Origin of the sequence: Mycolicibacterium iranicum (assembly GCF_014190915.1) — a bacterium.
Lineage (GTDB): Bacteria > Actinomycetota > Actinomycetes > Mycobacteriales > Mycobacteriaceae > Mycobacterium > Mycobacterium iranicum_B.
In genome coordinates this window covers 1-24678 of sequence record NZ_JACHVU010000017.1, presented here as the reverse complement: position 1 = coordinate 24678, position 24678 = coordinate 1, and the positions used below count along the sequence as shown (strand labels likewise).

The following is a 24678-nucleotide window of genomic DNA, read 5'->3' as shown; positions in this document are numbered from 1 at the left end:
CGGGAGGATCGCCTATGATCGCCGGGTGGCTGAGCAGCCGGTAGACCTCTCAGACGTAGCGCTGGCCGAAGCCGTCAGCGCAGCCCGGCGTGCCTTCGATGCGGCGTCGACACTGGATGAGCTGGCCAAGGCGAAGACGGACCACCTCGGTGACCGTTCCGCGATCGCGACGGCTCGGCAGGCGCTCGGGTCGCTGCCCAAGGCGGAGCGCGCTGATGCGGGCAAAAGGGTCAACGTCGCACGCACCGAGGGGCAGGCGGCCTACGACGAACGCCTTGCGGTGTTGCGCGCCGAACGCGACGCCGCCGTCCTTGTCGCCGAACGGATCGACGTGACCTTGCCGTCGACGCGCCAGCCCGTCGGGGCGCGCCACCCCATCACGATCCTGGCCGAGAACGTCGCCGACACGTTCGTCGCGATGGGCTGGGAGCTGGCCGAAGGCCCCGAGGTCGAGACCGAGCAGTTCAACTTCGACGCGCTCAACTTCCCGCCCGACCATCCCGCGCGCAGCGAGCAGGACACCTTCCACGTCGCGCCGGACGGGTCGCGGCAGGTGCTCCGCACCCACACCTCACCGGTGCAGATCCGGGCGCTGCTGGAGCGGGAACTCCCCGTCTACATCATCTCGATCGGCCGCACCTTCCGCACCGATGAGCTCGACGCCACCCACACCCCGGTGTTCCATCAGGTGGAGGGGCTCGCGGTCGACAAGGGCCTCACGATGGCGAACCTGCGGGGCACGTTGGACGCGTTCGCACGAGCCCAGTTCGGGCCGCAGGGTCGCACCCGGTTCCGGCCCCACTTCTTTCCGTTCACCGAACCCTCCGCCGAGGTCGACATCTGGTTCCCGAACAAGAAGGGCGGGCCCGGCTGGGTGGAATGGGGCGGCTGCGGCATGGTCAACCCGAATGTGTTGCGCGCCTGCGGGATCGACCCGGAGGTTCACTCCGGCTTCGCGTTCGGCATGGGCCTGGAACGTACCTTGCAGTTCCGCAACGGCATTCCTGACATGCGAGACATGGTCGAGGGAGATGTCCGGTTCTCGTTGCCGTTCGGGGTGGGCGCCTGATGCGCATTCCCTACAGCTGGCTGCGCGAGGTGGTGCAGGCCGGGGCGCCGGGCTGGGATGTGTCCCCCGAAGAGCTCGAACACGCGCTGATCCGCATCGGTCACGAGGTCGAGGAGATCATCCCCGTCGGGCCGGTGGCCGGGCCGCTGACGGTCGGCCTTGTCGTGGCCATCGAGGAGCTCATCGAGTTCAAGAAGCCGATCCGGGCGGTGAAGGTCGATGTCGGGCCGCAGAACCTCGACGGGCAGCCGCGCGACATCGTCTGCGGGGCATCCAATTTCGCGGTCGGCGATCTCGTCGTGGTGGCGCTTCCGGGCACTGTGCTACCTGGTGACTTCACCATCGCGACACGTAAGACGTACGGCCGCACCTCCGACGGCATGATCTGCTCGGTCTCGGAGCTGAACCTCGGCTCCGACCACTCCGGGATTCTGGTGCTGCCACCGGGCACCGCGGAGCCCGGCGCCTCGGGCGTCGAGGTGCTGGGGCTCGACGACGTGGTCTTCAACCTCGCCATCACCCCGGACCGGGGCTATTGCCTGTCGCTGCGCGGCATGGCGCGCGAGGTCGCCAACGCCTTCGACCTCGACTACGTCGACCCGGCCGATGTCGCACCCCTGCCCGCCGACGGTGATGCGTTGCCTGTCTCGATAGATCCGGGCACCGGTGTGCAACGCTTCGGGTTGCGCCCGGTCACCGGGATCGACCCGAACGCCGTGTCGCCGTGGTGGCTTCAGCGCCGGCTGCTGCTCAGCGGTATCCGCGCCATCTCCCCGGCCGTCGATGTCACCAACTACGTGATGCTCGAGCTCGGCCACCCGATGCACGCCCATGACCGCGGGCTCATCACCGGCGGGTTCCGCGTGCGGTTCGCGGATGCGGGGGAGACCGTGGTCACCCTGGACGACGTCGAGCGCACGCTCGACCCCGCGGATGTCCTGATCGTCGACGACGTCGCCACCGCCGCCATCGGTGGCGTGATGGGCGCCGGAACGACCGAGGTCCGTGACACCACCACCGACGTGCTGCTCGAGGCCGCTGTGTGGGATCCCGCCGCCGTGTCCCGCACCCAGCGCCGGCTGCACCTGCACAGCGAGGCCGGGCGCCGGTACGAGCGCGGCGTGGACCCCGCCGTGTCCGTCGCCGCGCTCGACCGCTGCGCGACGTTGCTGGCCGAGATCGCCGGTGGCACCGTCGAAAACACCCTGACCGACTGGCGGGGCGCGCCGCCCCGCGACGATTGGTCGCATCCGGCGGTCAGCATGCCGCTCGAGCTTCCCGACCGTACCGCCGGTGTCGGGTACCCGCAGGGCGCCACCGAGAAGCGCCTTCGCCAGATCGGCGCCGACGTCGAGGTCGACGGCGACCGGATAACCGCCACGCCGCCGAGCTGGCGGCCCGACATCCGGCAGCCCGCCGACCTCGTCGAAGAGGTCATGCGGCTCGAGGGCCTCGACGTCATTCCCTCCGTGCTGCCGACCGCGCCCGCCGGCCGCGGTCTGACCGCGACGCAGAAACGCCGACGCGCCATCGGAAAGTCGTTGGCGCTCAGCGGTTTCGTCGAGATCCTGCCGACGCCGTTTCTGCCTGCCGGGATCTTCGACCAGTGGGGTCTGGCCGCCGACGACCCACGGCGGGACACCACCACGGTGCTCAACCCGCTGGAATCGGACCGGCCCAGCCTGGCGACGACCCTGCTGCCGGGTCTGCTGGAAGCGTTGACGCGCAACGTGTCCCGAGGAGCGGTGGACACCGCGTTGTTCGCCATCGCCCAGGTGGTCGAGCCGACGACACAGACCCGGGCGGTCGAGCGGATCCCGAACGACCGCAGACCCACCGATGACGAGATCGCCACGCTCGATGCGTCGTTGCCGCGTCAGCCCCAGCACGTCGCAGCGGTGCTGACCGGACTGAGGGAGCCCTCGGGCCCCTGGGGTGCGGGTCGCCCGGTGGACGCGGCCGATGCGTTCGAGGCGGTGCGGGTCATCGGCCGCGCGGCAGGTGTGGAGTTCACCTTCCGTGCCGCGCAGACACTTCCGTGGCATCCGGGACGATGTGCCGAGGTGCTGATCGGCGAGGTCGTGGTCGGACACGCCGGGCAGCTGCATCCGGCGGTGGTGGAGCGGTCCGGCCTGCCCAAGGGGACGTGCGCCGTCGAGGTCGATCTCGACGCCGTGCCTCTCGTCGAAACGCTTCCGGCGCCCAATGTTTCGCCGTTCCCCGCCGTATTCCAGGACGTCTCGCTGATCGTCGACGACGACGTGGCCGCCCAGAGTGTGGTCGACGCGGTCCGCAGCGGCGCGGGTGCGCTGCTCGAGGATGTCCGCATCTTCGACGTCTACACCGGCCCGCAGATCGGTGACGGGCGCAAGTCGCTGGCCCTGGCACTGCGATTCCGGGCCCCCGACCGCACGCTGACCGAGGAAGAGGCCAGCGCCGCCCGTGATGCCGCGGTCGCGGTGGCCGAGGAGCGCGTCGGCGCCGTTCAGCGTCGCTGAGATTCCTCGGCGCCGAACCCGTGATCGGTGGCGTACGCCTCCACGATGGATGCGGTGTCGCTGTCCTCGCCGAGGCTCAGGAACTCCCGGGCGAGCAGACCCGCCAAATGCGAGACCGCGGCAGACAGCATGGCGCCCGCCAACCGGACCGTGGCGTCCTCGCTGCCCGCGGCTTCCGCGGCGAGGTCGTCGGCGTAATGCAGCGACGCAGCCAGTGAGGCATCCGTTTCCAGGTCGCGGAAATAGTAGGTCGCTCCGTACTGGGTGAAGTCGTTGCGGGACTCGACGATGAGCGTCACCAGGGAGGTCAGCACGTCGACCGGCACGCTCTCGATACGGGCGTCGCAGGACCTCCGCGCCTGGTCCAGCGTGGACAGTTGCAGCGCCAGGACGCGGCGGCGGTGCAACGCCGGATAGATCTGGAGGACCCACGACACGGCGGCGGTCACCAGCATGAAGCCGAACAGCGCTTCCAGCGGCACCACCACCCGGAGCCAGGGCGACGAGGGCACCACATCGCCGAAACCGAGGGTCGCCACGGTCACCAGCGACAGGTACAGCGAGTCCATGAACTCGTTGCGCCCCGCGGGGTCCAACTCACTGCCGTAGGTGTACCCGCCGGGCATCTGAGCGACGTAGATCAGCGCCCACCCGACCACCGAGGCCAGCAGCCAGGTGCTGATCACGGCCGCGACGCCCAGGGGGCCGGTCAGTGACGCGATCCGGCGCCGGGAATGGAACAGCCGCAGGGTCCGCCACACAGCCCTCATGACCACCGGTGCGATGTTGCCGCTGCCCACCGGGTGGAACAGGGTGTGGAACACGTCGCGCACCACGGTCAGCACGATCAGGACACCGACGATTGAGAAGAACCAGTCCATCAGGCCCCCGAAGTCGCGTTCCGCGACGCGGTGCCGCGAGTACACCTGCCAACCTATCGACCCGAGTGCCTGCACGGGTCGCACACGGGTCACACCCGGTCGCTGAGTCCTGTGACGACTTGTTCGGCGATGGCCAGTGCAGACGTCGCGGCCGGCGACGGTGCGTTGCGCAGCAGCACGACGTGACCGCGGACGCTGATCCGGAAGTCGTCGACGAGGCCGCCGTCGATGTCCAGCGCCTGGGCCCGGATACCCGCCGGGCCGGGAACAACGTCGTCGTCGTCGATCTCCGGCACGTAGGCCCGGGCGGCGGCGATGAAGCGTCGCCTGCTGAGCGAGCCGTACATCTCCTCGATCCCGGTGCGCCAGTGCCGTCGAGCGAACCGCCAGAACGCCGGCGAGCGGACCACGCCGGCAAGATCTGAGGGCGACACCGTCTTCCACGTGTATCCCTCACGGGCCAGCGCCAGCACGGCGTTCGGGCCGATGAGCACCTCACCGTCGACCCGCGGTGTGACGTGCACCCCCAGGAACGGGTAGCGCGGGTCGGGCACCGGGTAGACCAGCCCGTTGACCAGTCCCCGGCGTTCCGGCCGGAGGGCGTAGTACTCGCCTCGAAACGGCATGATCACCGGATCCGGACCGTCCCCGGCCATGTCGGCCAGGCGATCACTCTGCAGACCGCCGCACACGATCACCCGGTCGAAGGGAGCCTCACCGAATCCGTCCGCGGTCCGCGTGGCCAGGACCACCTCGTCACCCTGCACGCGTATGCCGGTGACCTCGTGCCCCAGCAGGATCTCGGCGCCGCACGCTGTGGCGTCTGAGGCCAGGGACCTGGTGACCGTGGCGAAGTCGACGATGGACGTCGACGGTGAGTGCAACGCCGCGATCCCGCGGACGTGGGGTTCCAGGTCACGCAGCTCGGCCGCGCCGACGACACGCACCCCTGGGACCCCGTTGGCGCGGGCCCGCTCCACGATGTCGTCCAGGCGGCTGCGTTCGACCTCGTCCCGTGCGACCAGCACCTTGCCGCAGGCGATCCGTGTGATGCCCCGCTGTGCGCAGTAGGCCTCGAGCAGGCCGACGCCGCGCCGGCACAGCACGGCCTTCGCCGACCCCGGCGGATAGTAGAGCCCGGCGTGCACCACACCGCTGTTGCGGCCGGTCTGGTGCGCGGCAAGGCGGTCCTCCTTCTCGAAGAGGGTCACCGCGGCGTCGGGCCACCGGAGCAGGCATTCACGGGCCACCGCGACTCCGAGGATGCCGCCACCGATCACTGCGACACGTGGGCCCATCGGTCACCCTCTCAGTGGTGCGTCGGCTCGGCGCGGCGCGTGACGGTGTGGCTCGACATTCGCAGCGGTCGTGCGGGCGCGTCAAGGTCGGTGTGAGGTGCGCATCGGGCGTGATAATGGGTTTGCATGTTTCTGCATAACCATGCATGATCGCGGTATGACTTCCGTCGCGGTCGCCGGTGCCAGTGGCTACGCCGGAGGAGAGATCCTCCGCTTGCTTCTGGGCCACCCGGCCTACGCCGACGGCCGTCTGCGCATCGGCGCGCTCACCGCCGCGTCCAGCGCCGGCACACCACTGACCGAACATCATCCGCATCTTCTCCCACTGTCGGATCGGATGTTGGAGCCCACCGAGGTGGACGTGCTCTCGGGGCACGATGTCGTGTTCCTGGCTCTGCCGCACGGCCATTCGGCCGCCCTGGGTGAGCAACTGGGTCCCGACACGCTGATCGTCGACTGCGGCGCCGACTTCCGTCTGACCGACGCCGGTGACTGGGAGCGGTTCTACGGATCCGAGCACGCGGGAACCTGGCCCTACGGGCTTCCCGAACTTCCCGGTGGGCGCGATCGCCTGCGCGGGACCAAGCGTGTCGCGGTGCCCGGCTGCTATCCCACCGCCGCGCTGCTCGCGCTGTGGCCTGCGCTGGCCGAGGGGCTCATCGAGCCCGCGGTCACCGTCGTCGCGGTCAGCGGCACCTCCGGTGCGGGACGCGCCGCCAAGGTGGACCTGCTCGGCGCCGAGGTCCTCGGATCGGCGCGGGCGTACAACATCGGTGGCAAGCACCGGCACACGCCCGAGATCGCCCAGGGGCTGCGCAGCGTCACCGACTCCGAGGTGACGGTCTCCTTCACCCCGGTGCTGATTCCGACCTCGCGGGGCATCCTGGCCACCTGTACGGCACGTACCGGAGCTCCGTTGTCGGAACTGCGCGCCGCCTACGAAAAGGCCTACACGGCAGAACCGTTCGTCTATCTGCTGCCCGACGGTCAGCTGCCCAGGACGGGGTCGGTCATCGGCAGCAACGCGGCGCAACTGGCCATCGCGGTCGACGAGGACGCGTCGACGTTCGTCGCCATCGCCGCCATCGACAACCTTGCCAAGGGGACGGGAGGAGCAGCGGTGCAGTCGATGAACCTCGCGCTGGGCTGGCCGGAGACGGAGGGTCTCTCGACGGTGGGGGTCGCGCCGTGACCCGTCTCCTGCGCACCCAGGGCGTCACCGCGCCCGCGGGCTTCCGGGCCACCGGGATCGCCGCCGGCATCAAGGCTTCCGGGGCGCTCGATCTCGCGCTGGTGGTCAACGAAGGTCCCGACCACGGCGCCGCGGGCGTCTTCACGCGCAACAAGGTCAAAGCGGCACCGGTGCTGTGGTCCCAGCAGGTGCTGACCACCGGCCGGTTGCGGGCGGTCGTCCTGAACTCCGGCGGCGCCAACGCGTGCACCGGGCCTGGCGGGTTCCAGGACACGCACGCGACCGCCGAAGCCGTCGCCGAGGCGATGTCGGGCTGGGGCACCGAGACCGGAGCGATCGAGGTGGCCGTCTGCTCGACAGGTCTCATCGGCGACAGGCTCCCGATGGACAAGGTCCTCACCGGGGTGAAGGAGATCGTGCAGGAGATGGCCGGCGGCCTCAGCGGGGGTGAAGAGGCCGCGCGCGCCATCATGACCACCGACACCGTGCCCAAACAGGTCGCGTTGCATCACGACGACAACTGGACGGTCGGCGGAATGGCCAAGGGCGCCGGGATGCTGGCGCCGTCCCTGGCCACCATGCTGAGCGTGCTGACCACCGACGCGGTCGCGAGCCCGGAGGCGCTGCAGGCGGCACTGAGGAAGGCGACGTCGCGCACGTTCGACCGGCTCGATGTCGACGGCAGCTGCTCCACCAACGACACCGTGTTGCTGCTGGCCTCCGGCGCGAGCGAGATCACCCCGAGCCAACAGGAACTCGACGACGCGGTGCTGCGGGTGTGCGACGACCTGTGCGCGCAATTGCAGGCCGATGCCGAAGGCGTCACCAAGCGGATCACCGTCACCGTCACCGGCGCCGCCGGGGAGGACGACGCGCTGACGGCGGCGCGGGTGATCGCCCGGGACAGCCTGGTCAAGACGGCGCTTTTCGGTTCCGACCCGAACTGGGGCCGGGTCCTCGCCGCGGTCGGGATGGCCCCGGTGGAACTGGACGCCGAACGGATCACGGTGTCCTTCAACGGGTCTCCGGTGTGTATCGACAGCGTCGGCGCCCCCGGGGCCCGTGAGGTCGACCTCACGGGGGAGGACATCGCCGTCGTCGTGGATCTCGGTGTGGGCTCCGGCTCGGCGTCCATCCGCACGACAGACCTGTCCCACGCCTACGTCGAAGAGAACTCGGCCTACAGCTCATGAGTGCAAGCACCGCCGAGAAGGCGCAGATCCTCGCCGACGCGCTGCCGTGGCTGACCGCGCTGAACGGCAAGATCGTGGTGGTCAAGTACGGCGGCAACGCGATGACCGACGACCGGCTCAAGGCGGCGTTCGCGGCCGACATGGTCTTCCTGCGCAACTGCGGCATCCATCCGGTCGTCGTGCACGGCGGCGGCCCCCAGATCTCGGCCATGCTCAAGAAGCTGGGCCTCGCAGGGGAATTCAAGGGCGGGTTCCGGGTCACCACCCCCGAGGTGCTCGAGGTCGCGCGCATGGTGCTGTTCGGTCAGGTCGGCCGGGAACTGGTGAATCTCATCAACGCCTACGGCCCGTACGCCGTCGGGATCACCGGTGAGGATGCCCACCTGTTCACCGCCGTGCGACGCACGGTGATGGTCGACGGGGTGGCGACCGACATCGGTCTCGTGGGTGACGTCCACAGGGTGAACACCGCTGCGGTGCTCGATCTGATCGCCGCGGGCCGGATCCCGGTCGTGTCGACCATCGCTCCCGATTCCGCCGGCGTCGTCCACAACATCAACGCCGACACCGCCGCGGCGGCGCTCGCCGGGGCACTCGGCGCCGAGAAGCTGCTGATGCTGACCGACGTCGAAGGCCTCTACACCCGGTGGCCGGACCGCGATTCGCTGGTCAGCCAGATCAATTCGGCCGACCTGACCGATCTGCTCCCGACGCTCGAGGAGGGCATGGTGCCCAAGATCGAGGCCTGCCTGCGTGCGATCGACGCAGGGGTGCCGAGCGCCCACGTCATCGACGGCCGGGTCGAGCACTGTGTGCTCGTCGAACTGTTCACCGACGAAGGCGCCGGTACGAAGGTGGTGAGCTCATGACCGAGCTGTTGAACCGCTGGTCTGCGGTGATGATGAACAATTACGGCACACCGCCGTTGGCGCTCGCCAGCGGTCAGGGCGCCGTCGTCACCGACGTCGACGGCAAGTCCTACATCGACCTGCTCGGCGGGATCGCCGTCAACGTGCTCGGCCACCGCCACCCCGCGGTGATCGAGGCGGTCAACCGTCAGATGAACACACTCGGGCACACCTCCAACCTGTACGCCACCGAACCGGGTGTCGCGTTGGCCGAGGAACTCGTCGGGCTGCTGGGGGCGCCCGCGAAGGTCTTCTTCTGCAACTCGGGCACCGAGGCGAACGAGGTGGCCTTCAAGATCACCCGCCTCACCGGCCGGACGAAAATCGTTGCCGCACAGAACGCCTTCCACGGCCGGACCATGGGATCCCTGGCGCTGACCGGGCAGCCGTCCAAGCAGGCGCCGTTCGAGCCACTGCCGGGGGATGTCACCCACGTGCCCTACGGCGATGTGGACGCACTACGTGACGCGGTCGGTGGCGACACCGCGGCGGTCTTCCTGGAGCCCATCATGGGGGAGGGCGGCGTCGTCGTACCTCCGCCCGGGTATCTGGTCGCCGCCCGCGAGTTCACCGCGCAGCACGGCGCTCTGCTCGTCGTCGACGAGGTCCAGACCGGGGTCGGCCGCACCGGCGCCTTCTTCGCACACCAGCACGACGGCATCACCCCCGACATCGTCACCCTCGCCAAAGGGCTGGGCGGCGGGCTTCCGATCGGCGCGTGCCTGGCGGTCGGCGACACCGCCGACCTATTGACACCCGGTCTGCACGGCAGCACGTTCGGCGGCAACCCGGTCTGCACGGCGGCGGCCTTGGCGGTCCTCAAGGTCCTCAGCGACGAGGGTCTGATCGAGCGCGCCGAGGTGCTCGGCAAGACCATCAGCCACGGTGTGGAGTCGCTGAACCATCCGCTGGTCGACCATGTCAGGGGCCGGGGACTGCTGCGCGGGATCGTGCTCACCTCCGGGGCGGCCAAACCCGTCGAGACCCTTGCGCGCGACGCGGGATTCCTGGTCAACGCGGCCGCTCCCGACGTCGTCCGCCTCGCACCGCCGCTGGTGATCACCGAGGCGGAGGTCGAGTCCTTCCTCGCGGCGCTGCCGCAGATCCTTGACCACGCGACACAGGAGAACGCCGGATGACCCGCCACTTCCTTCGCGACGACGACTTCTCTCCAGAGGAGCAGGCCGAGGTGCTCGCGCTGGCGGCCGCGCTGAAGAAGGACCGCTTCAGCAGGCGCCCCCTCGACGGGCCGCGCGGCGTCGCCGTCATCTTCGAGAAGAACTCGACCCGGACCCGCTTCTCGTTCGAGATGGGCATCGCCGAGCTCGGTGGGCACGCGGTGGTGGTCGACGGCCGCAGCACCCAGCTGGGCCGCGAGGAGACATTGGAGGACACCGGTCAGGTCCTGTCCCGCTATGTGGATGCGATCGTCTGGCGCACCTTCGCCCAGGAGCGGCTGACCGCGATGGCCTCGGGGTCGACGGTGCCGATCATCAACGCCCTGTCCGACGAGTTCCACCCGTGCCAGGTCCTGGCCGATCTGCAGACCCTGGCCGAACGCAAGGGATCGCTGAAAGGGTTGCGGCTGACCTACTTCGGCGACGGGGCCAACAACATGGCGCACTCGCTGATGCTCGGCGGCGTCACCGCCGGCATCGACGTGACCATCGCCGCGCCGCGCGGGTTCGCCCCGCATCCGATGTTCATCGCGGCAGCCGAGACCAGGGCGCACCAGACAGGTGCCACGGTGACGCTGACCGATGATCCGGTGCGGGCCGCCGCCGGCGCCGATGTCCTGGTGACCGACACGTGGACCTCGATGGGTCAGGAGAACGACGGCCTGGACCGGGTACGCCCCTTCCGCCCGTTCCAGGTGAACGCCGAGATGCTCGGCCACGCCGATTCCGAAGCGATTGTGCTGCACTGCCTTCCGGCCCACCGCGGTCACGAGATCACCGACGAGGTCATCGACGGCCCGCAGAGTGCGGTGTGGGACGAGGCCGAGAACCGGCTGCATGCCCAGAAGGCGCTGCTGGTGTGGCTGCTGGAGCGCGCGTGACTCCGCGAGCGGGAGTCGAGCGATGACAGCCGCCACCACCCGCGCAGGACGGCAGGCCCGCATCGTGGCCCTGCTGTCGGCGCAGTCGGTCCACAGTCAGACCGAGCTGGCCACCCTGCTGGCCGGCGAAGGAATCGATGTCACGCAGGCCACGCTCTCGCGCGACCTCGAAGAACTCGGCGCGGTCAAGCTGCGTGGCGCCGACGGCGGTGTGGGTGTGTACATCGTGCCCGAGGACGGCAGCCCGGTGCGCGGCGTGACCGGCGGCACCGAGCGGGTGTCGCGGATGCTCGGCGACCTCCTCGTGTCCACGGACGCGAGCGCCAATCTCGCGGTGCTCCGAACCCCGCCCGGCGCAGCGCACTACCTGGCCAGCGCCATCGACCGGGCGGCGTTGCCCTACGTGGTCGGCACCGTGGCCGGCGACGACACCATCCTGGTGATCGCGCGCGAACCGATGACCGGCGCCGAACTGGCCGTGACCATCGAGAACCTCTCCAAGACCTGAAGACCCGAAGTCGTACCACAAGAAGGAGTTCCCACATGTCCGAGCGCGTCATCCTCGCCTATTCCGGCGGCCTGGATACCTCCGTGGCCATCAGCTGGATCGGCAAGGAGACCGGCCGCGAGGTGGTGGCCGTGGCCATCGACCTCGGACAGGGCGGCGAGGACATGGAGGTGGTGCGGCAGCGTGCCCTCGACTGCGGCGCCGTCGAGGCGGTCGTGGTCGACGCCCGCGACGAGTTCGCCGAGCAGTACTGCCTGCCCACGATCAAGTCCAACGCGCTCTACATGGACCGCTACCCGCTGGTGTCGGCGATCAGCCGGCCGCTCATCGTCAAACATCTCGTGACCGCCGCACGCGAACACGGCGGCGGCATCGTCGCGCACGGATGCACCGGCAAGGGCAACGACCAGGTCCGCTTCGAGGTCGGATTCGCGTCCTTGGCGCCCGATCTGGAGGTTCTCGCGCCGGTCCGCGACTACGCGTGGACCCGGGAGAAGGCCATCGCGTTCGCCGAGGAGAACGCGATCCCGATCAACGTCACGAAGCGCTCGCCGTTCTCCATCGACCAGAACGTCTGGGGCCGTGCCGTGGAAACGGGCTTCCTGGAGCATCTCTGGAACGCCCCGACCAAGGACGTCTACGACTACACCGAGGACCCGACGGTCAACTGGAGCACCCCCGACGAGGTGATCGTCGGCTTCGAGAAGGGCGTACCGGTCTCGATCGACGGCAGGCCCGTGACGGTGCTGCAGGCCATCGAGGAACTCAACCGGCGTGCCGGCGCGCAGGGCGTGGGACGGCTCGACGTGGTCGAGGACCGGCTGGTCGGCATCAAGAGCCGCGAGATCTACGAGGCCCCGGGCGCCATGGTGCTCATCACCGCCCACACCGAACTCGAACACGTCACGCTGGAGCGTGAACTCGGCCGCTTCAAGCGGGGGACCGATCAGAAGTGGGGCGAGCTGGTCTATGACGGACTCTGGTACTCGCCGCTCAAGCGCGCGCTGGAGTCGTTCGTGGAGCACACCCAGGAGCACGTCACCGGCGAGATCCGCCTGGTGCTGCACGGCGGCCACATCGCGGTCAACGGCCGTCGCAGTGCCGAATCCCTCTACGACTTCAACCTCGCGACCTACGACGAGGGCGACACCTTCGACCAGTCCAGCGCCAAGGGCTTCGTCCACGTGCACGGCCTGTCCTCGAAGATCGCCGCGAAGCGGGACCTGGGTTCGTGACCCCACTCTTCCGCGAGCGTGCGCGTCTGCAGGCGACGCGCCGCTGCCAGACCGGAGTTCACGCACGCTCGCGGAAGGATTTCCCATGAGCACCAACGAGGGGTCCCTGTGGGGCGGCCGGTTCAGCGACGGACCCTCCGAAGCCCTTGCTGCGCTGAGCAAGTCGACACATTTCGACTGGGTGCTCGCCCCTTACGACGTGGCGGCGTCCAGAGCGCACGCCCGCGTCCTGTTCCGCGCCGGACTGCTCACCGAAGAGCAGCGCGACGGCCTGCTCGCCGGGCTCGACAGCCTCGGCTCCGATGTCGCCGACGGCACCTTCGGGCCGCTGGTGACCGACGAGGACGTCCACGGCGCGCTCGAACGCGGGTTGATCGACCGGGTCGGTGCCGAGCTGGGCGGCCGCCTGCGCGCGGGGCGCTCCCGCAACGATCAGGTGGCCACGCTCTTCCGGCTGTGGCTGCGCGACGCGATCCGCCGAGTCGCCGACGGTGCCCTCGAGGTGGTGTCGGCGCTGGCGACCCAGGCCGCAGCGCACCCCACCGCGATCATGCCGGGCAAGACCCATCTGCAATCCGCGCAGCCGGTGCTGCTGGCCCACCATCTGCTCGCACACGCACACCCGCTCCTGCGCGACGTGGACCGGCTGGCCGACTTCGACACGCGGGCGGCGGTGTCGCCGTACGGGTCCGGGGCCCTGGCCGGGTCGTCGCTGGGGCTGGATCCCGACGCGATCGCCGAGGAGCTCGGTTTCCATGCTGCGGCGGACAATTCGATCGACGCCACCGCATCGCGCGATTTCGCGGCCGAGGCGGCGTTCGTCTTCAGCATGATCGGGGTCGACCTGTCCCGCCTCGCCGAAGACCTGATCCTGTGGAGCACCACCGAGTTCGGCTACGTGACGCTGCACGACGCCTGGTCGACCGGAAGCTCGATCATGCCGCAGAAGAAGAACCCCGACATCGCCGAGCTCGCGCGTGGCAAGTCGGGCCGGCTGATCGGAAACCTCACCGGTCTACTGGCCACGTTGAAGGCACAGCCGTTGGCCTACAACCGGGATCTGCAGGAGGACAAGGAACCGGTGTTCGATTCGGTGGCCCAGCTCGAACTGCTGCTGCCGGCGATGGCGGGCCTGGTGTCGACCCTGCGGTTCGACGTCGACCGGATGGCCGAACTGGCTCCGCTGGGGTACACCTTGGCCACTGACGTCGCCGAGTGGCTGGTCCGGCGCGGCGTGCCGTTCCGGGTGGCGCACGAGGCCGCCGGTGCGGCGGTGCGCGCGGCCGAGGCACGCGGGGTGGGGCTCGAAGATCTGGAGGACGCCGAGTTGTCCGGCATCCACCCCGACCTGACCCCCGAGGTGCGCGAGGTTCTCACCGTCGACGGGTCGGTGAATTCGCGTGATGCCCGCGGTGGCACAGCGCCGGTGCAGGTGGCCAGACAGCTCGGGGTGGTGCGGGACCGCGCCGACCGGCTGCGCCTGCGACTGCGCGCCTAACCCTCGAGGCGTTCGGAAAGCTCCATCCAGCGCGACTCCTGCTCGGCCACCTGGCTTTCCAGGTCTCGCAACTCGCCGCTCAGGCGGCCCAGGCCGACGTGGTCGGACTGGTCGTGAGCAGCCAGCTCCTCGTGTTTGGCGGCGATGCGCTCCGCGAGCTTGGCCAGCGACCGGTCGACGGACGCGATCTCCTTCTCCAGAGTGCGCAGCTCGGCGCCTGACATCCCCTCGGCGACAACCGGTTTCGCCGCAGGGGTGGCCACGCCGGACCCCTTGTCCGCCCGCTTCAGGTACTCCTCGACCCCACCGGGCAGGTGTCGCAGACGACTGTCGAGGATGGCGTACTGCTGATCGGTGATGCGCTCGAGCAGGTAGCGGTCGTGGGACACCACGATCAGCGTGCCCGGCCAGGAGTCCAGCAGATCCTCGGTCGCGGTGAGCATGTCGGTGTCGACGTCATTGGTCGGCTCGTCGAGCACCAGCACGTTGGGTTCGGAGAGCAGCACGAGCATCAGCTGCAGCCGGCGCCGCTGCCCGCCGGACAGTTCTCCCACGCGGGCGGACAGGTGTTCGCGACCGAAGCCCAGTCGCTCGAGCAGTTGTGCGGGCGTCACGTCCTTGCCGTCGATCTGATAGCTGGTCTGCAGACGTCCCAGCACTTCGCGCACCATGTCGCCGGCGAGCGGGTCGAGCTCGCGCGACTCCTGGTCCAAGACGGCCAGTTGCACTGTCTTGCCGCGTTTCACCCGCCCGGCGGTGGGTGTGACCGTCCCGGCGATCAGACCCAGCAGGGTGGACTTGCCCGCGCCGTTGGCGCCGAGGACCCCGGTCCGTTCGCCCGGAGCGATGCGCCATTCGACATCGCGCAGCACGTCGCGGTCGCCGTAGGTGACCGACACGTCCAGAAGATCGATGACGTCCTTGCCCAGCCGCGCCATGGCCGCCCGCGACAACTCGACGCTGTTACGCAGCGGCGGGACGTCGGAGATGAGCGCGTTGGCCGCGTCGATCCTGAACTTGGGCTTGGACGTCCGCGCCGGCGGCCCGCGGCGCAGCCACGCCAGCTCCTTGCGCATCAGGTTCTGTCGTTTGGCCTCGACGGCCGCGGCCTGGCGGTCGCGCTCCACCCGCTGCAGGATGTACGCGGCGTAGCCGCCTTCGAACGGTTCGACGATGCTGCCCCGGCCCTGGGCGCCCTGCGGGTGCACCTCCCACGTCATGGTGGCGACCTCGTCGAGGAACCAGCGATCGTGGGTGACCACCAGCAGCCCGCCCGACCCGCGCGCCCAACGTTGCCTCACGTGTTCGGCCAGCCAGGTGATGCCCTGGATGTCGAGGTGGTTGGTGGGCTCGTCGAGCGCGATCACGTCCCAGTCGTCGATCAGCAGTGCGGCCAGCTGGACCCGTCGGCGCTGCCCGCCGGACAGCGTGCCGATCAGGGCGTCGAACCCGATGTCGGCGACGAGGCCACCGATCACGTCCCGGGTGCGGGCATCGCCGGCCCACTCGTGGTCGGCCCGGTCGCCCACCAGCGACCACCCGACGGTGCGTTCCGGATCCAGCGTGTCGGTCTGGTCCAAGGCGCCGACCCGGAGCCCACCGCGTCGGGTCACCCGTCCGGCGTGCGGTGCGATGCGGCCGGTGAGCAGGCCGAGCAGGGTCGACTTGCCGTCACCGTTGCGCCCGACGATGCCGATGCGGTCACCCTCGCTCACGCCGACGGTCAGCGAATCGAACACCACTCCGGTGGGGTACTCCAGGTGGAGGTTCTCGCCCCCGAGCAGGTGTGCCATCGTCAGCCGACCTTAGTGGGCGCGCCGTGATTACCAGAAACCGCCGATTGCGCCTGTGCGATCATGACCACGCGGGGCAGTCGGGGGAACGAACAGGCACAACGCGTGATAGGGGAGTGACTCGGTGGTGGACCTCTCGGCGATCACCAGACCCGTGGGGCGGCTGGTCGCCACCGCCCAGAACGGTCTGGAGGTTCTGCGCTACGGCGGACTGGAGACCGGCGCCGTGCCGTCACCGTTCCAGATCATCGAGAGCGTCCCGATGTACCGGCTCCGGCGCTACTTCCCGCCCGACACGCGGCCCGGCGCGAGGCCGGCGGGCCCGCCGGTGCTGATGGTGCATCCGATGATGATGTCGGCCGACATGTGGGACGTCACCCGCGACGAAGGGGCGGTCGGCATCCTGCACAAGGCCGGCGTCGATCCCTGGGTCATCGACTTCGGTTCGCCCGACAAGGTCGAGGGCGGCATGCAGCGCAACCTCGCCGATCACGTGGTGGCGCTCAGCGAAGCCATCGACACCGTCAAGTCCGTCACGGGCCGCGACGTCCACCTGGCCGGTTATTCGCAGGGCGGCATGTTCGCCTACCAGGCCGCGGCCTACCGCAGGTCGAAGGACCTCGCCAGCATCGTGGGCTTCGGTTCACCGGTGGACACGCTGGCGGCACTGCCGATGAACCTGCCCGCCAGCCTGGCTCCCGCGGCGGCCGACTTCATGGCCGACCATGTGTTCAGCCGCATCGACATCCCGGGGTGGCTGGCGCGCACGGGCTTTCAGATGCTCGACCCGATCAAGACCGCGCAGTCGCGCGTCGACTTCCTCCGCCAACTCCACGACCGCGAGGCGTTGCTGCCCCGCGAGCAGCAGCGGCGGTTCCTGGCCTCCGAGGGCTGGATCGCGTGGTCCGGACCGGCGATCTCCGAACTGCTCAAGCAGTTCATCGCGCACAACCGCATGATGACCGGCGGCTTCTCCATTCACGGCGACCTGGTCACCCTGTCGGACATCGACTGCCCGGTGCTGGCGGTCATCGGCGAGGTGGACGACATCGGTCAACCGGCCTCGGTGCGCGGCATCAAGCGCGCCGCACCCCAGGCCGATGTCTACGAGTTCCTCATTCGCGCAGGACATTTCGGCCTCGTGGTCGGCTCCAAGGCGGCGACGCAGACCTGGCCGACGGTGGCCGAGTGGGTGCGCTGGCTCGACGGCGGGGGAGACATGCCCGAGGGCGTGACGCCGATGGCCCTGCAGCCCGCCGAGCCGACCGAGAGCGGCGTCACCCTGGCCTCACGGCTGGCCCACAGCACCGCGGCCGCGACCGAGATGGCGCTGACCCTGGCGAAGTCCGCCGCCGACGCGTTCGTCGCCGCCAACAGATCGGCCCGCACGTTGGCCGTCGAGACGGCCCGCACCCTGCCACGCCTGGCGCGACTGGGTCAGGTCAACGACCACACCCGGATCTCGCTGGGGCGCATCATGTCCGAGCAGGCGCGGGATCTCCCGCACGGTGAGGCGCTGCTCTTCGACGGGCGGGTGCACACCTACGAGGCCGTCGACCGCCGCATCAACAACGTGGTGCGGGGCCTCATCGAGGTCGGCGTGCGCCAGGGTGCCCGCGTCGGCCTGCTGATGGAGACCCGCCCCAGCGCGCTGGTGGCCATCGCGGCACTGTCCCGGCTCGGGGCGGTGGCGGTCCTGATGCCGCCGGACGCGGACCTGGCCGAGGCCGCCCGGCTGGGTGGCGTCACCGAGATCATCGCCGACCCCAGCAGCCTCGACGCCGCGCGCGCTCTGGACACCCGCGTGCTGGTGCTCGGCGGCGGTGAGTCCCGCGATCTGCACCTCCCGCAGGACGCCGACGTGATCGACATGGAGAAGATCGACCCGGACCTCGTCGCGCTGCCGGGTTGGTACCGGCCCAACCCGGGCCTGGCCCGCGATCTCGCGTTCATCGGGTTCAGCACGATCAGCGGGGAACTGGTCGCCCGCCAGATCACGAATTACCGGTGGGCACTGTCGGCGTTCGGCACGGCCTCGGCGGCCAACCTGAGCCGCAACGACACCGTGTACTGCCTGACGCCACTGCACCACCAGTCGGGTCTGCTCGTCAGCCTCGGCGGCGCCGTCGTCGGAGGCGCTCGCATCGCGCTGTCGCGCGGACTGCGCCCGGACCGCTTCGTGCAGGAGATCCGGCAGTACGGCGTCACCGTCGTCTCCTACACGTGGGCGATGCTGCGCGAGGTCATCGACGATCCGGCCTTCTCCCTCAACGGCAGCCACCCGGTGCGGTTGTTCATCGGCTCGGGGATGCCCGCCGGTCTGTGGGAGCGCGTCATCGACGTCTTCGAACCGGCGCACGTCGTCGAGTTCTTCGCCACCACCGACGGACAGGCCGTCCTCGCCAACGTCAAGGGCGCCAAGATCGGCAGCAAGGGCAGACCCCTGCCCGGCGGCGGCGAGATAGCGCTGGCCGCTTACGACCCCGAGGACAACCTGATCCTGGAAGACGACCGCGGCTTCGTCCGCCGTGCCGACATCGGCGAGGTCGGGGTGCTGCTCGCCCATCCGCGCGGCCCGGTCGACCCGCTGGCGTCGGTCAAGCGAGGCGTGTTCGCGCCTGCGGACACGTGGGTGTCCACCGAGTACCTTTTCCGGCGCGACGAGGACGGCGACTACTGGCTGGTGGACAACCGCGACGCCGTCATCCACACGCCCCGCGGGGTCGTGTTCGCCGCAACGGTCAACGACGCCGTGGGCCGGCTCGGCGCCGTCGACATGGCCGTCACCTACGGGGTGCGCGCCGGCGGACAGACCGTGGCGGTCACGGCGCTGGCGTTGCGGCCGGGCGGCAGCGTTCCGTCCGCGGACCTGTCGGAGGCACTGGCCGATCTCCCGGTCGGCCATGCGCCCGACATCGTGCACGTGGTCCCCGACATGACGCTGACCGCAACCTTCCGTCCGTTGGCCGGTCCGCTGCAGAAAAAAGGCGTGCCGAAAGCCTCGCGTAACGCGTGGTATCTCGACCCCGATACCCATCGGTACAAGCGGTTGACCGTTGCCGTGCGCAGCGAGATCGTGGGCGATCAGCAGTGATGCCCGCCTCGAGGCGCACTGTTAGGCTCGCGCTGGCGGCAGGTCGTCGCCTGGTCGGGTCGGCCGCGCCACATGCGCTGGAGGATGAGATGACGTCGCAGAGCACCAACGGTTCGCCGCTGTATCGCGTGGCCGCGGGAGCCCTGATGGGGGCCGCACTCGGCGTCGGACTGATCGTCGGCGTCGCACCGTCGGCATCCGCGCAACCCACGACGAAGGCCGAGGAGCCGCCCGCCCCGCGGATCAATCCCGACCAGATCCTGATGATGATCTCGCAGGAGTACCAGGTGGGCCGCGGTGGCGGCCAGGTCTCCAAGCTGATCGAGCAGGTGATGAACATGCGTCAGCGCGGTATCCGGCCGTCGATCGCCAACGCGCAGGCGCTGCAGGCCGGCCTCGACGCCAGGCCCAACCAGGGTCCGCTGATCGAGGCACTGCAGGGCACGCTGGCCTACCAGCGCAAGACGATGGCGCAGGCGTCCCAGCAGCAGCCCACCGGTGGCGGTGCGCCCCCGGTCGCGACGCCGGGCAGCCCGAATGCGGGGATGGGTCCGGCCTGGGGCCCGGGCAACCCGATGCAGCAGGACGGCGACACCATCTTCCCGATGCCCGGTCGCTGACCTGATGGCACTCGACGAAACGCTGCTCGCGATCCTCGTCTGTCCGCAGGACCGCGGACCCCTGCTGTTCGTCGATGGATCGCTGTACAACCCCCGCCTTCAGCGCAAGTACCGCATCGACGACGACATCCCGGTGTTGCTGGTCGACGAGGCCGTCGCGGTCGACGATGACGAGCATCGCCGTCTTGTCGCCGCAGCGGGTCAGTAGGTCAGATCGGGTAGGTCGCCCGTGAGGTACCGCTGAAGGTTCGGCCCCACGGTCTCGGCGATCTGCTCCACCGGCAACGACTTGAACGGCTCGAGCTCGAGGATGTAGCGCGCCATCACGATGCCGACGAGCTGAGACGCGACGAACTGCACCCGCACCCGTCCGGTGCCCGGCGGACTGTCGACGCGGCTGCCCACTTCGGCGACCACGATGTCCTGCAGGAACGAGCGGACCATCGACACGTCGGCGCTGCTGCCGCCCAGCATCGAGCGCAGCGTCGCGATGAATCCCTTGCCGAGCTCGGAATCCCAGATCGGGAGCAGCAGCGTGGGCAGGACATGCCCGATCCGGTCGACGGGCACCTCCCGCAGGGCGCCGATGATCGTCAGGGGGTCGATGGGTATGTGGATCGCCGCGGCGAACAGTTGGGTCTTGGTGCCGAAATAGTGATGCACCAGGGCGGGGTCGACCCCGGCGCCCGACGCGATCGATCGGATCGAGGTGTTGTCGATTCCGTTGCGCGCAAACAATTCTCGGGCTGAGGCGAGGATGCGATCGCGGGTGTCCGAAGGGCCGGGTGGTCGCCCCGGCCGCTTGCGGTCCGGTGTGGTCGTCACGGTGCCTAAGGTGTCCTTCGCCGTAGGGTTGCCGCGGCCAGGCCCAGCGCCAGCACCGCGAACCCGAGGGCGACCGCGATGTCGCGCACCGCGACCGAGGTGAGCTGCGGGTGCGCGCCGACCTCTCGGAGCGCCTCCAGAGCGTAGCTCGCGGGCATCACGTTGCTGATCCACTGCAGCCAGTCCGGCAGTTGGCCGCGCGGCACGATGATGCCGCAGAGCAGCAGCTGCGGGGCGATCACCAGCGGCATGAACTGGACGGCCTGGAACTCGGTACGCGCGAACGCACTGCAGAGCAGACCGAGCCCGACGCCGAGTACGGCGTTGATGATCGCGATGACGAACACCCAGACGGCGCTGCCGGCGGTGTCCAGGCCCAGCAGCCAGAACGACACCAGGCACGCGAGACTGGCCTGCGCGGCGGCGGCCACCGAGAACGCGGTGCCATAGGCGGCGAGCAGGTCGAACCGGCGCAGCGGCGTCGTCAGGATCCGTTCGAGCGTTCCGGACACCCGCTCGCGTTGCATCGTGATCGAGGTGATCAGGAACATCACGATCAGCGGGAACACGCCCAGCATGATCAGGCAGGCGTTGTCGAACGGGGACGCCGAGCCGGCCGGAGGTGTGGGAACGTCCCTGAACATGAAGTAGAGCAGGACGATGATCAGGCTCGGCGCCACCAGGATCATGGCCACACTGCGATGGTCGCCCCGCAGCTGTCGAAGAATGCGGCCCGTGGTGGCGGCGTACGGACGGACGGCGGAGGGTGTCAGGCCGGCCCGGCTCCGATGCCGTGCGTGATGACCGACAGAAATGCTTCCTCCAGAGACTGACATCCCGTGTCCTTTCGCAGGCGGGTCGGAGTGGTGTGGGCGAGGATCCGTCCGTCTCGCATGAGCAACAGGTCGTCGCAATGATCGGCTTCGTCCATGACGTGCGAGGACACCAGCAGCGTCGTGCCGGCGCGGGCGAGCCGGGCGAAGCGCTCCCACAGATCGGCCCGCAGCACCGGATCGAGTCCGACGGTCGGTTCGTCGAGGATCAGCAGATCGGGGTGCGCGACCAGCGCGCACGCCAACGAGACGCGGGCGCGTTGCCCACCGGAGAGGTTGTGCGCCAGTGCCTTCCGATGGTCATCCAGCCCGACTGCGGATACGGCCTCGTCGGCGGCGGTGTCGGGGACACCGTAGAGCGCGGCGAAGTAGCGAACGTTGTCGAGCACCCGCAGGTCGGCGTAGACCGTGGCGTCCTGCGTGACGTAGCCGACGCGCCGGCGGAGCGCGGGGGAGCCGGCGGGATGGCCCAGCACGGTCACCGACCCGGCCGACAGGATCTGGGTACCGACGATGCTGCGCATCAGGGTGGTCTTGCCGCAGCCCGACGGCCCGAGGAGTCCGGTGATGCAGCCCCGCGCCACCCGCGCGTCGACACCGTCCAGAGCGACCCGTGGGCCGCGTCGGACCTGCAGAGTGTTGACTTCGACCGCCGGTGGTCGGGACTGCGCCTGTAATTCATCAACAGATGAACTCATCATGCGATGAATATTGCTCGCAGCGGCGAGCCGTGTCAACCGCATCCGTAGGATGTCGACGGTGGAAGAGTCGCCGCGCCGGATCCGGGAGGAATCAAATCCGGGACAGCTCCCGGCGTGCGCAGTTGAGGCGACTGCCGCCGCGTTCGGACTTCGGCATGTCGGCTGAGCTTCTCCGCGTCGACCCGCTCAGCGCCGCCCGCCTGCTTCTCGGTGCGCAGCTCGCAGGCCGAGGCGTGACCGCGACCATCGTGGAGGTGGAGGCCTACGGAGGTCCGGCGGACGGCCCGTGGCCGGATGCCTCCGCCCACTCGTTCCGCGGGCCCGGTCTGCGCAACTCCGTGATGTTCGGTCCGCCCGGCAGGCTGTACACCTACCGCAGCCACGGCATCCATGTCTGCGCCAACGTCGCCTGCGCCGACGACGGGGTGGCGGCAGCGGTATTGCTGCGGGCCGCGGTGATCGAGACCGGCCTCGAGACGGCGTGGGCCCGGCGCGGCGTCACCGTCGCCGAACCCGCCCTGGCGCGCGGTCCCGGCAACCTGTGCTCGGCGCTCGGCATCACCATGGACGACAACGGCACCGACCTCTTCGACCCGTCCGCTCCCCTCGGGCTCACGCTGAACGACCTCCGGGTCGGCGACACCGGCCCACGGGTCGGCGTGAGCAAGGCCGCGGACCGGCCCTGGCGGATGTGGCTGCCCGGATACCGCGAGGTGTCGGCCTACCGGCGCAGCCCGCGGGCACCGGCTCCGGGAGACAGCGACTAGTACGGAAAGATCGAGCCATGGGCATGTCGATCCTGGATGAATTGGAATGGCGTGGGCTGATCGCACAGTCCACCGACCGCGATGCGCTCTCCGACGCGCTGGCCGAAGGGCCGGTGACCATATATTCGGGATTCGATCCGACCGCGCCGAGCCTGCACGCCGGCCATCTCATTCCCTTGTTGACGTTGCGCCGGTTCCAACAGGCCGGGCATCGACCGATCGTGCTCGCCGGCGGCGCCACCGGGATGATCGGAGACCCGCGCGAGGTGGGGGAGCGCACGCTGAACACCGCCGACACCGTGGCGGACTGGGCAGGCCGGATCCGCGGACAGCTCGAGCGCTTCGTCGAGTTCGACGATTCACCGACCGGGGCCGTCGTCGCCAACAACCTGACGTGGACCAGCCAGATGTCGGCGATCGAGTTCCTCCGTGACGTCGGTAAGTACTTCTCGGTGAATGTGATGTTGGACCGGGACACGGTGCGCCGCCGGTTGGAGGGAGAGGGCATCTCCTACACCGAGTTCAGCTACATGTTGTTGCAAGCCAACGACTTCGTGGAGTTGAACCGGCAATACGGCTGCACGCTGCAGATCGGCGGCTCCGATCAGTGGGGCAACATCATCGCCGGGGTGCGTCTGGTCCGGCAGAAGGCGGGCGCGACCGTGCACGCGCTCACCACGCCGCTGGTCACAGACTCCGAAGGAAAGAAGTTCGGCAAGTCCACCGGAGGCGGCAGCCTGTGGCTCGACCCGGAGATGACGAGCCCATACGCCTGGTACCAGTACTTCATCAACACCGCCGATGCGGATGTGATGCCGTATCTGCGGTGGTTCACGTTCCTGTCCGCTGAGGAACTGGCGGAGTTGGAGCAGGCGACGGCGGAACGGCCGCACGAACGCGCCGGCCAACGGCGGCTGGCCCGCGAACTCACCGACCTGGTCCACGGGGAGGCGGCGACCGCGGCGGTGGAGCACGCGAGCCAGGCCCTGTTCGGCCGGGGAGAGCTGTCCGGACTCGACGAGCCGACGCTGGCCGCGGCGCTCCGGGAAGCCTCAGTTGCCGAACTCAGGCCGGGCGGACCGGATTCCGTGACCGATCTTCTGGTCGCAAGCGGTCTGTCGGTGAGTAAGGGAGCGGCCAAGAGGACCGTCGCCGAGGGCGGCGCCTACGTCAACAACGTGAAGATCACCACAGACGAGTGGGTTCCGCAGCCGTCGGACTTCCTGCACGGCAAGTGGTTGGTGCTGCGGCGCGGGAAGCGGAACATCGCCGGCATCGAGCGTGTGGGCTGAGGAGTCGCAGTGAATGCTCTGGTCAGAAGTCGCTCCCGCGCCTCGGGAACAAACGACGGGGCCGCGCCGTTGGCGGTTGTACGAGTCGACGCATCTGTCGGTGCGCGCGCTGGATCCGGACCCAAAACCGCGATCTAGCAGGCCATTTGACTCAGAGTTATCCCTGGCGTAACTTATCGGAGTCGCCGCGACACGGGCCAAAAACCCGGAGAGCGCGGCGGCCTCCAGGAGGAAAGTCCGCTTCGGCGGGAGTCCTCAACTGTCCGCTCTAGAGACATCGGCTTTCAGCCGAGGGATCGTTGCGCGGTCAGGCTGGGCGTGTTGTTTGAGAACTCAATAGTGTGTTTGGTGGTTTTTGTTTGTTGTTTTTTTGTCGTGTCCGCATTTTCCCGTTTGGGGGCGCGATGTTTTTTT

The 24678-nt window shown here is 69.2% G+C and carries 21 protein-coding genes; 15 read left to right on the top strand and 6 right to left on the bottom strand.

Translation table 11 applies throughout. From position 1 onward, the window contains the following. Window positions 1-25: 25 nt before the first annotated feature. Both pheS and pheT read left to right on the top strand, forming a co-directional pair. Window positions 26-1069: a phenylalanine--tRNA ligase subunit alpha gene (pheS, locus tag FHR72_RS24365; protein ID WP_183473476.1), complete on the top strand. Its 1044-nt coding sequence runs from the start codon at window positions 26-28 to the stop codon at window positions 1067-1069. Next, complete coding sequence (pheT, locus tag FHR72_RS24360) at window positions 1069-3567, top strand: phenylalanine--tRNA ligase subunit beta (RefSeq protein ID WP_183473473.1); 2499 nt, start codon at window positions 1069-1071, stop codon at window positions 3565-3567. The genes pheS and pheT overlap by 1 nt, the downstream gene beginning before the upstream one ends. Here pheT and FHR72_RS24355 read toward each other — a convergent pair. Continuing rightward, window positions 3555-4541, bottom strand: coding sequence for a potassium channel family protein (locus FHR72_RS24355; protein WP_311736242.1), 987 nt, complete (start codon window positions 4539-4541; stop codon window positions 3555-3557). The genes pheT and FHR72_RS24355 overlap by 13 nt on opposite strands. Next, window positions 4538-5746 carry an L-2-hydroxyglutarate dehydrogenase gene (gene lhgO / locus FHR72_RS24350; RefSeq protein WP_183473470.1) on the bottom strand — a complete coding sequence of 403 codons (1209 nt, stop codon included), beginning with the start codon at window positions 5744-5746 and terminating at the stop codon, window positions 4538-4540. Before lhgO ends, FHR72_RS24355 begins: the two co-directional genes overlap by 4 nt. A gap of 157 nt (window positions 5747-5903) precedes the next feature. On the opposite strand from lhgO, the gene argC reads away from it, so the two are divergent. From argC to argH, 8 genes are all read left to right on the top strand, one after another. Further along, complete coding sequence (gene argC / locus FHR72_RS24345; protein WP_183473468.1) at window positions 5904-6938, top strand: N-acetyl-gamma-glutamyl-phosphate reductase; 1035 nt, start codon at window positions 5904-5906, stop codon at window positions 6936-6938. Further along, a complete protein-coding gene (gene argJ, locus FHR72_RS24340) occupies window positions 6935-8131 on the top strand; it encodes a bifunctional glutamate N-acetyltransferase/amino-acid acetyltransferase ArgJ (RefSeq protein WP_183473465.1) in 1197 nt (398 codons plus the stop codon). The genes argC and argJ overlap by 4 nt, the downstream gene beginning before the upstream one ends. Continuing rightward, window positions 8128-9000, top strand: a complete 873-nt coding sequence (gene argB, locus FHR72_RS24335) for an acetylglutamate kinase (RefSeq protein WP_183473462.1) — start codon at window positions 8128-8130, stop codon at window positions 8998-9000. The genes argJ and argB overlap by 4 nt, the downstream gene beginning before the upstream one ends. Beyond that, window positions 8997-10178 carry an acetylornithine transaminase gene (locus tag FHR72_RS24330; RefSeq protein WP_183473459.1) on the top strand — a complete coding sequence of 394 codons (1182 nt, stop codon included), beginning with the start codon at window positions 8997-8999 and terminating at the stop codon, window positions 10176-10178. Before argB ends, FHR72_RS24330 begins: the two co-directional genes overlap by 4 nt. Beyond that, window positions 10175-11098 carry an ornithine carbamoyltransferase gene (gene argF, locus FHR72_RS24325; protein ID WP_183473456.1) on the top strand — a complete coding sequence of 308 codons (924 nt, stop codon included), beginning with the start codon at window positions 10175-10177 and terminating at the stop codon, window positions 11096-11098. Before FHR72_RS24330 ends, argF begins: the two co-directional genes overlap by 4 nt. A 22-nt stretch (window positions 11099-11120) precedes the next feature. After that, on the top strand, window positions 11121-11606 hold the full coding sequence (locus FHR72_RS24320; RefSeq protein WP_183473453.1) for an arginine repressor: 486 nt from the start codon (window positions 11121-11123) through the stop codon (window positions 11604-11606). 35 nt (window positions 11607-11641) lie between these two features. Beyond that, entirely contained in the window at window positions 11642-12841 is a 1200-nt protein-coding gene (locus FHR72_RS24315) for an argininosuccinate synthase (RefSeq protein WP_183473450.1), read from the top strand. Window positions 12842-12926: 85 nt separating this feature from the next. Then, window positions 12927-14339 (top strand): argininosuccinate lyase, encoded by a 1413-nt coding sequence (argH, locus tag FHR72_RS24310; protein ID WP_183473446.1) that lies wholly within the window; start codon window positions 12927-12929, stop codon window positions 14337-14339. Here the strand turns inward: argH and FHR72_RS24305 are convergent. Then, window positions 14336-16132: an ABC-F family ATP-binding cassette domain-containing protein gene (locus FHR72_RS24305; protein WP_183473443.1), complete on the bottom strand. Its 1797-nt coding sequence runs from the start codon at window positions 16130-16132 to the stop codon at window positions 14336-14338. The two genes, argH and FHR72_RS24305, sit on opposite strands and share 4 nt — an antisense overlap. 127 nt (window positions 16133-16259) lie before the next feature. On the opposite strand from FHR72_RS24305, the gene FHR72_RS24300 reads away from it, so the two are divergent. The 3 genes from FHR72_RS24300 to FHR72_RS24290 all read left to right on the top strand — a co-directional run bounded on the left by FHR72_RS24300 (window position 16260) and on the right by FHR72_RS24290 (window position 20054). Further along, entirely contained in the window at window positions 16260-19226 is a 2967-nt protein-coding gene (locus FHR72_RS24300; RefSeq protein ID WP_183473594.1) for an acyl-CoA synthetase, read from the top strand. 89 nt (window positions 19227-19315) lie between these two features. Beyond that, window positions 19316-19846 (top strand): hypothetical protein, encoded by a 531-nt coding sequence (locus FHR72_RS24295; protein WP_183473440.1) that lies wholly within the window; start codon window positions 19316-19318, stop codon window positions 19844-19846. A 4-nt stretch (window positions 19847-19850) separates the two neighbouring features. After that, window positions 19851-20054 carry a Trm112 family protein gene (locus tag FHR72_RS24290; protein WP_183473437.1) on the top strand — a complete coding sequence of 68 codons (204 nt, stop codon included), beginning with the start codon at window positions 19851-19853 and terminating at the stop codon, window positions 20052-20054. Here FHR72_RS24290 and FHR72_RS24285 read toward each other — a convergent pair. From FHR72_RS24285 to FHR72_RS24275, 3 genes are read right to left on the bottom strand one after another with little or no spacing between them, the layout of a single operon-like run. Beyond that, window positions 20048-20671: a TetR/AcrR family transcriptional regulator gene (locus tag FHR72_RS24285; RefSeq protein WP_183473434.1), complete on the bottom strand. Its 624-nt coding sequence runs from the start codon at window positions 20669-20671 to the stop codon at window positions 20048-20050. The two genes, FHR72_RS24290 and FHR72_RS24285, sit on opposite strands and share 7 nt — an antisense overlap. 5 nt (window positions 20672-20676) lie before the next feature. Then, complete coding sequence (locus tag FHR72_RS24280; protein WP_183473430.1) at window positions 20677-21507, bottom strand: ABC transporter permease; 831 nt, start codon at window positions 21505-21507, stop codon at window positions 20677-20679. Continuing rightward, a complete protein-coding gene (locus FHR72_RS24275) occupies window positions 21441-22205 on the bottom strand; it encodes an ABC transporter ATP-binding protein (RefSeq protein WP_183473427.1) in 765 nt (254 codons plus the stop codon). Before FHR72_RS24275 ends, FHR72_RS24280 begins: the two co-directional genes overlap by 67 nt. Before the next feature lie 155 nt (window positions 22206-22360). Here FHR72_RS24275 and FHR72_RS24270 point away from each other — a divergent pair, with 155 nt between their 5' ends. Both FHR72_RS24270 and tyrS read left to right on the top strand, forming a co-directional pair. After that, a complete protein-coding gene (locus FHR72_RS24270) occupies window positions 22361-22972 on the top strand; it encodes a DNA-3-methyladenine glycosylase (protein ID WP_183473424.1) in 612 nt (203 codons plus the stop codon). A 17-nt stretch (window positions 22973-22989) separates the two neighbouring features. Then, complete coding sequence (gene tyrS / locus FHR72_RS24265) at window positions 22990-24264, top strand: tyrosine--tRNA ligase (RefSeq protein WP_311736241.1); 1275 nt, start codon at window positions 22990-22992, stop codon at window positions 24262-24264. Window positions 24265-24678 lie beyond the last annotated feature (414 nt).

Coding starts and splice junctions, on each gene's coding strand:
- FHR72_RS24320 (WP_183473453.1), top strand. CDS start 11,121: ATGACAGCCGCCACCACCCGCGCAGGACGGCAGGCCCGCATCGTGGCC.
- argF (WP_183473456.1), top strand. CDS start 10,175: ATGACCCGCCACTTCCTTCGCGACGACGACTTCTCTCCAGAGGAGCAG.
- tyrS (WP_311736241.1), top strand. CDS start 22,990: ATGGGCATGTCGATCCTGGATGAATTGGAATGGCGTGGGCTGATCGCA.
- lhgO (WP_183473470.1), bottom strand. CDS start 5,746: ATGGGCCCACGTGTCGCAGTGATCGGTGGCGGCATCCTCGGAGTCGCG.
- FHR72_RS24270 (WP_183473424.1), top strand. CDS start 22,361: ATGTCGGCTGAGCTTCTCCGCGTCGACCCGCTCAGCGCCGCCCGCCTG.
- argH (WP_183473446.1), top strand. CDS start 12,927: ATGAGCACCAACGAGGGGTCCCTGTGGGGCGGCCGGTTCAGCGACGGA.
- FHR72_RS24315 (WP_183473450.1), top strand. CDS start 11,642: ATGTCCGAGCGCGTCATCCTCGCCTATTCCGGCGGCCTGGATACCTCC.
- FHR72_RS24295 (WP_183473440.1), top strand. CDS start 19,316: ATGACGTCGCAGAGCACCAACGGTTCGCCGCTGTATCGCGTGGCCGCG.
- FHR72_RS24305 (WP_183473443.1), bottom strand. CDS start 16,132: ATGGCACACCTGCTCGGGGGCGAGAACCTCCACCTGGAGTACCCCACC.
- argB (WP_183473462.1), top strand. CDS start 8,128: ATGAGTGCAAGCACCGCCGAGAAGGCGCAGATCCTCGCCGACGCGCTG.
- FHR72_RS24280 (WP_183473430.1), bottom strand. CDS start 21,507: ATGTCAGTCTCTGGAGGAAGCATTTCTGTCGGTCATCACGCACGGCAT.
- pheT (WP_183473473.1), top strand. CDS start 1,069: ATGCGCATTCCCTACAGCTGGCTGCGCGAGGTGGTGCAGGCCGGGGCG.
- FHR72_RS24290 (WP_183473437.1), top strand. CDS start 19,851: ATGGCACTCGACGAAACGCTGCTCGCGATCCTCGTCTGTCCGCAGGAC.
- argC (WP_183473468.1), top strand. CDS start 5,904: ATGACTTCCGTCGCGGTCGCCGGTGCCAGTGGCTACGCCGGAGGAGAG.
- FHR72_RS24330 (WP_183473459.1), top strand. CDS start 8,997: ATGACCGAGCTGTTGAACCGCTGGTCTGCGGTGATGATGAACAATTAC.
- FHR72_RS24275 (WP_183473427.1), bottom strand. CDS start 22,205: ATGATGAGTTCATCTGTTGATGAATTACAGGCGCAGTCCCGACCACCG.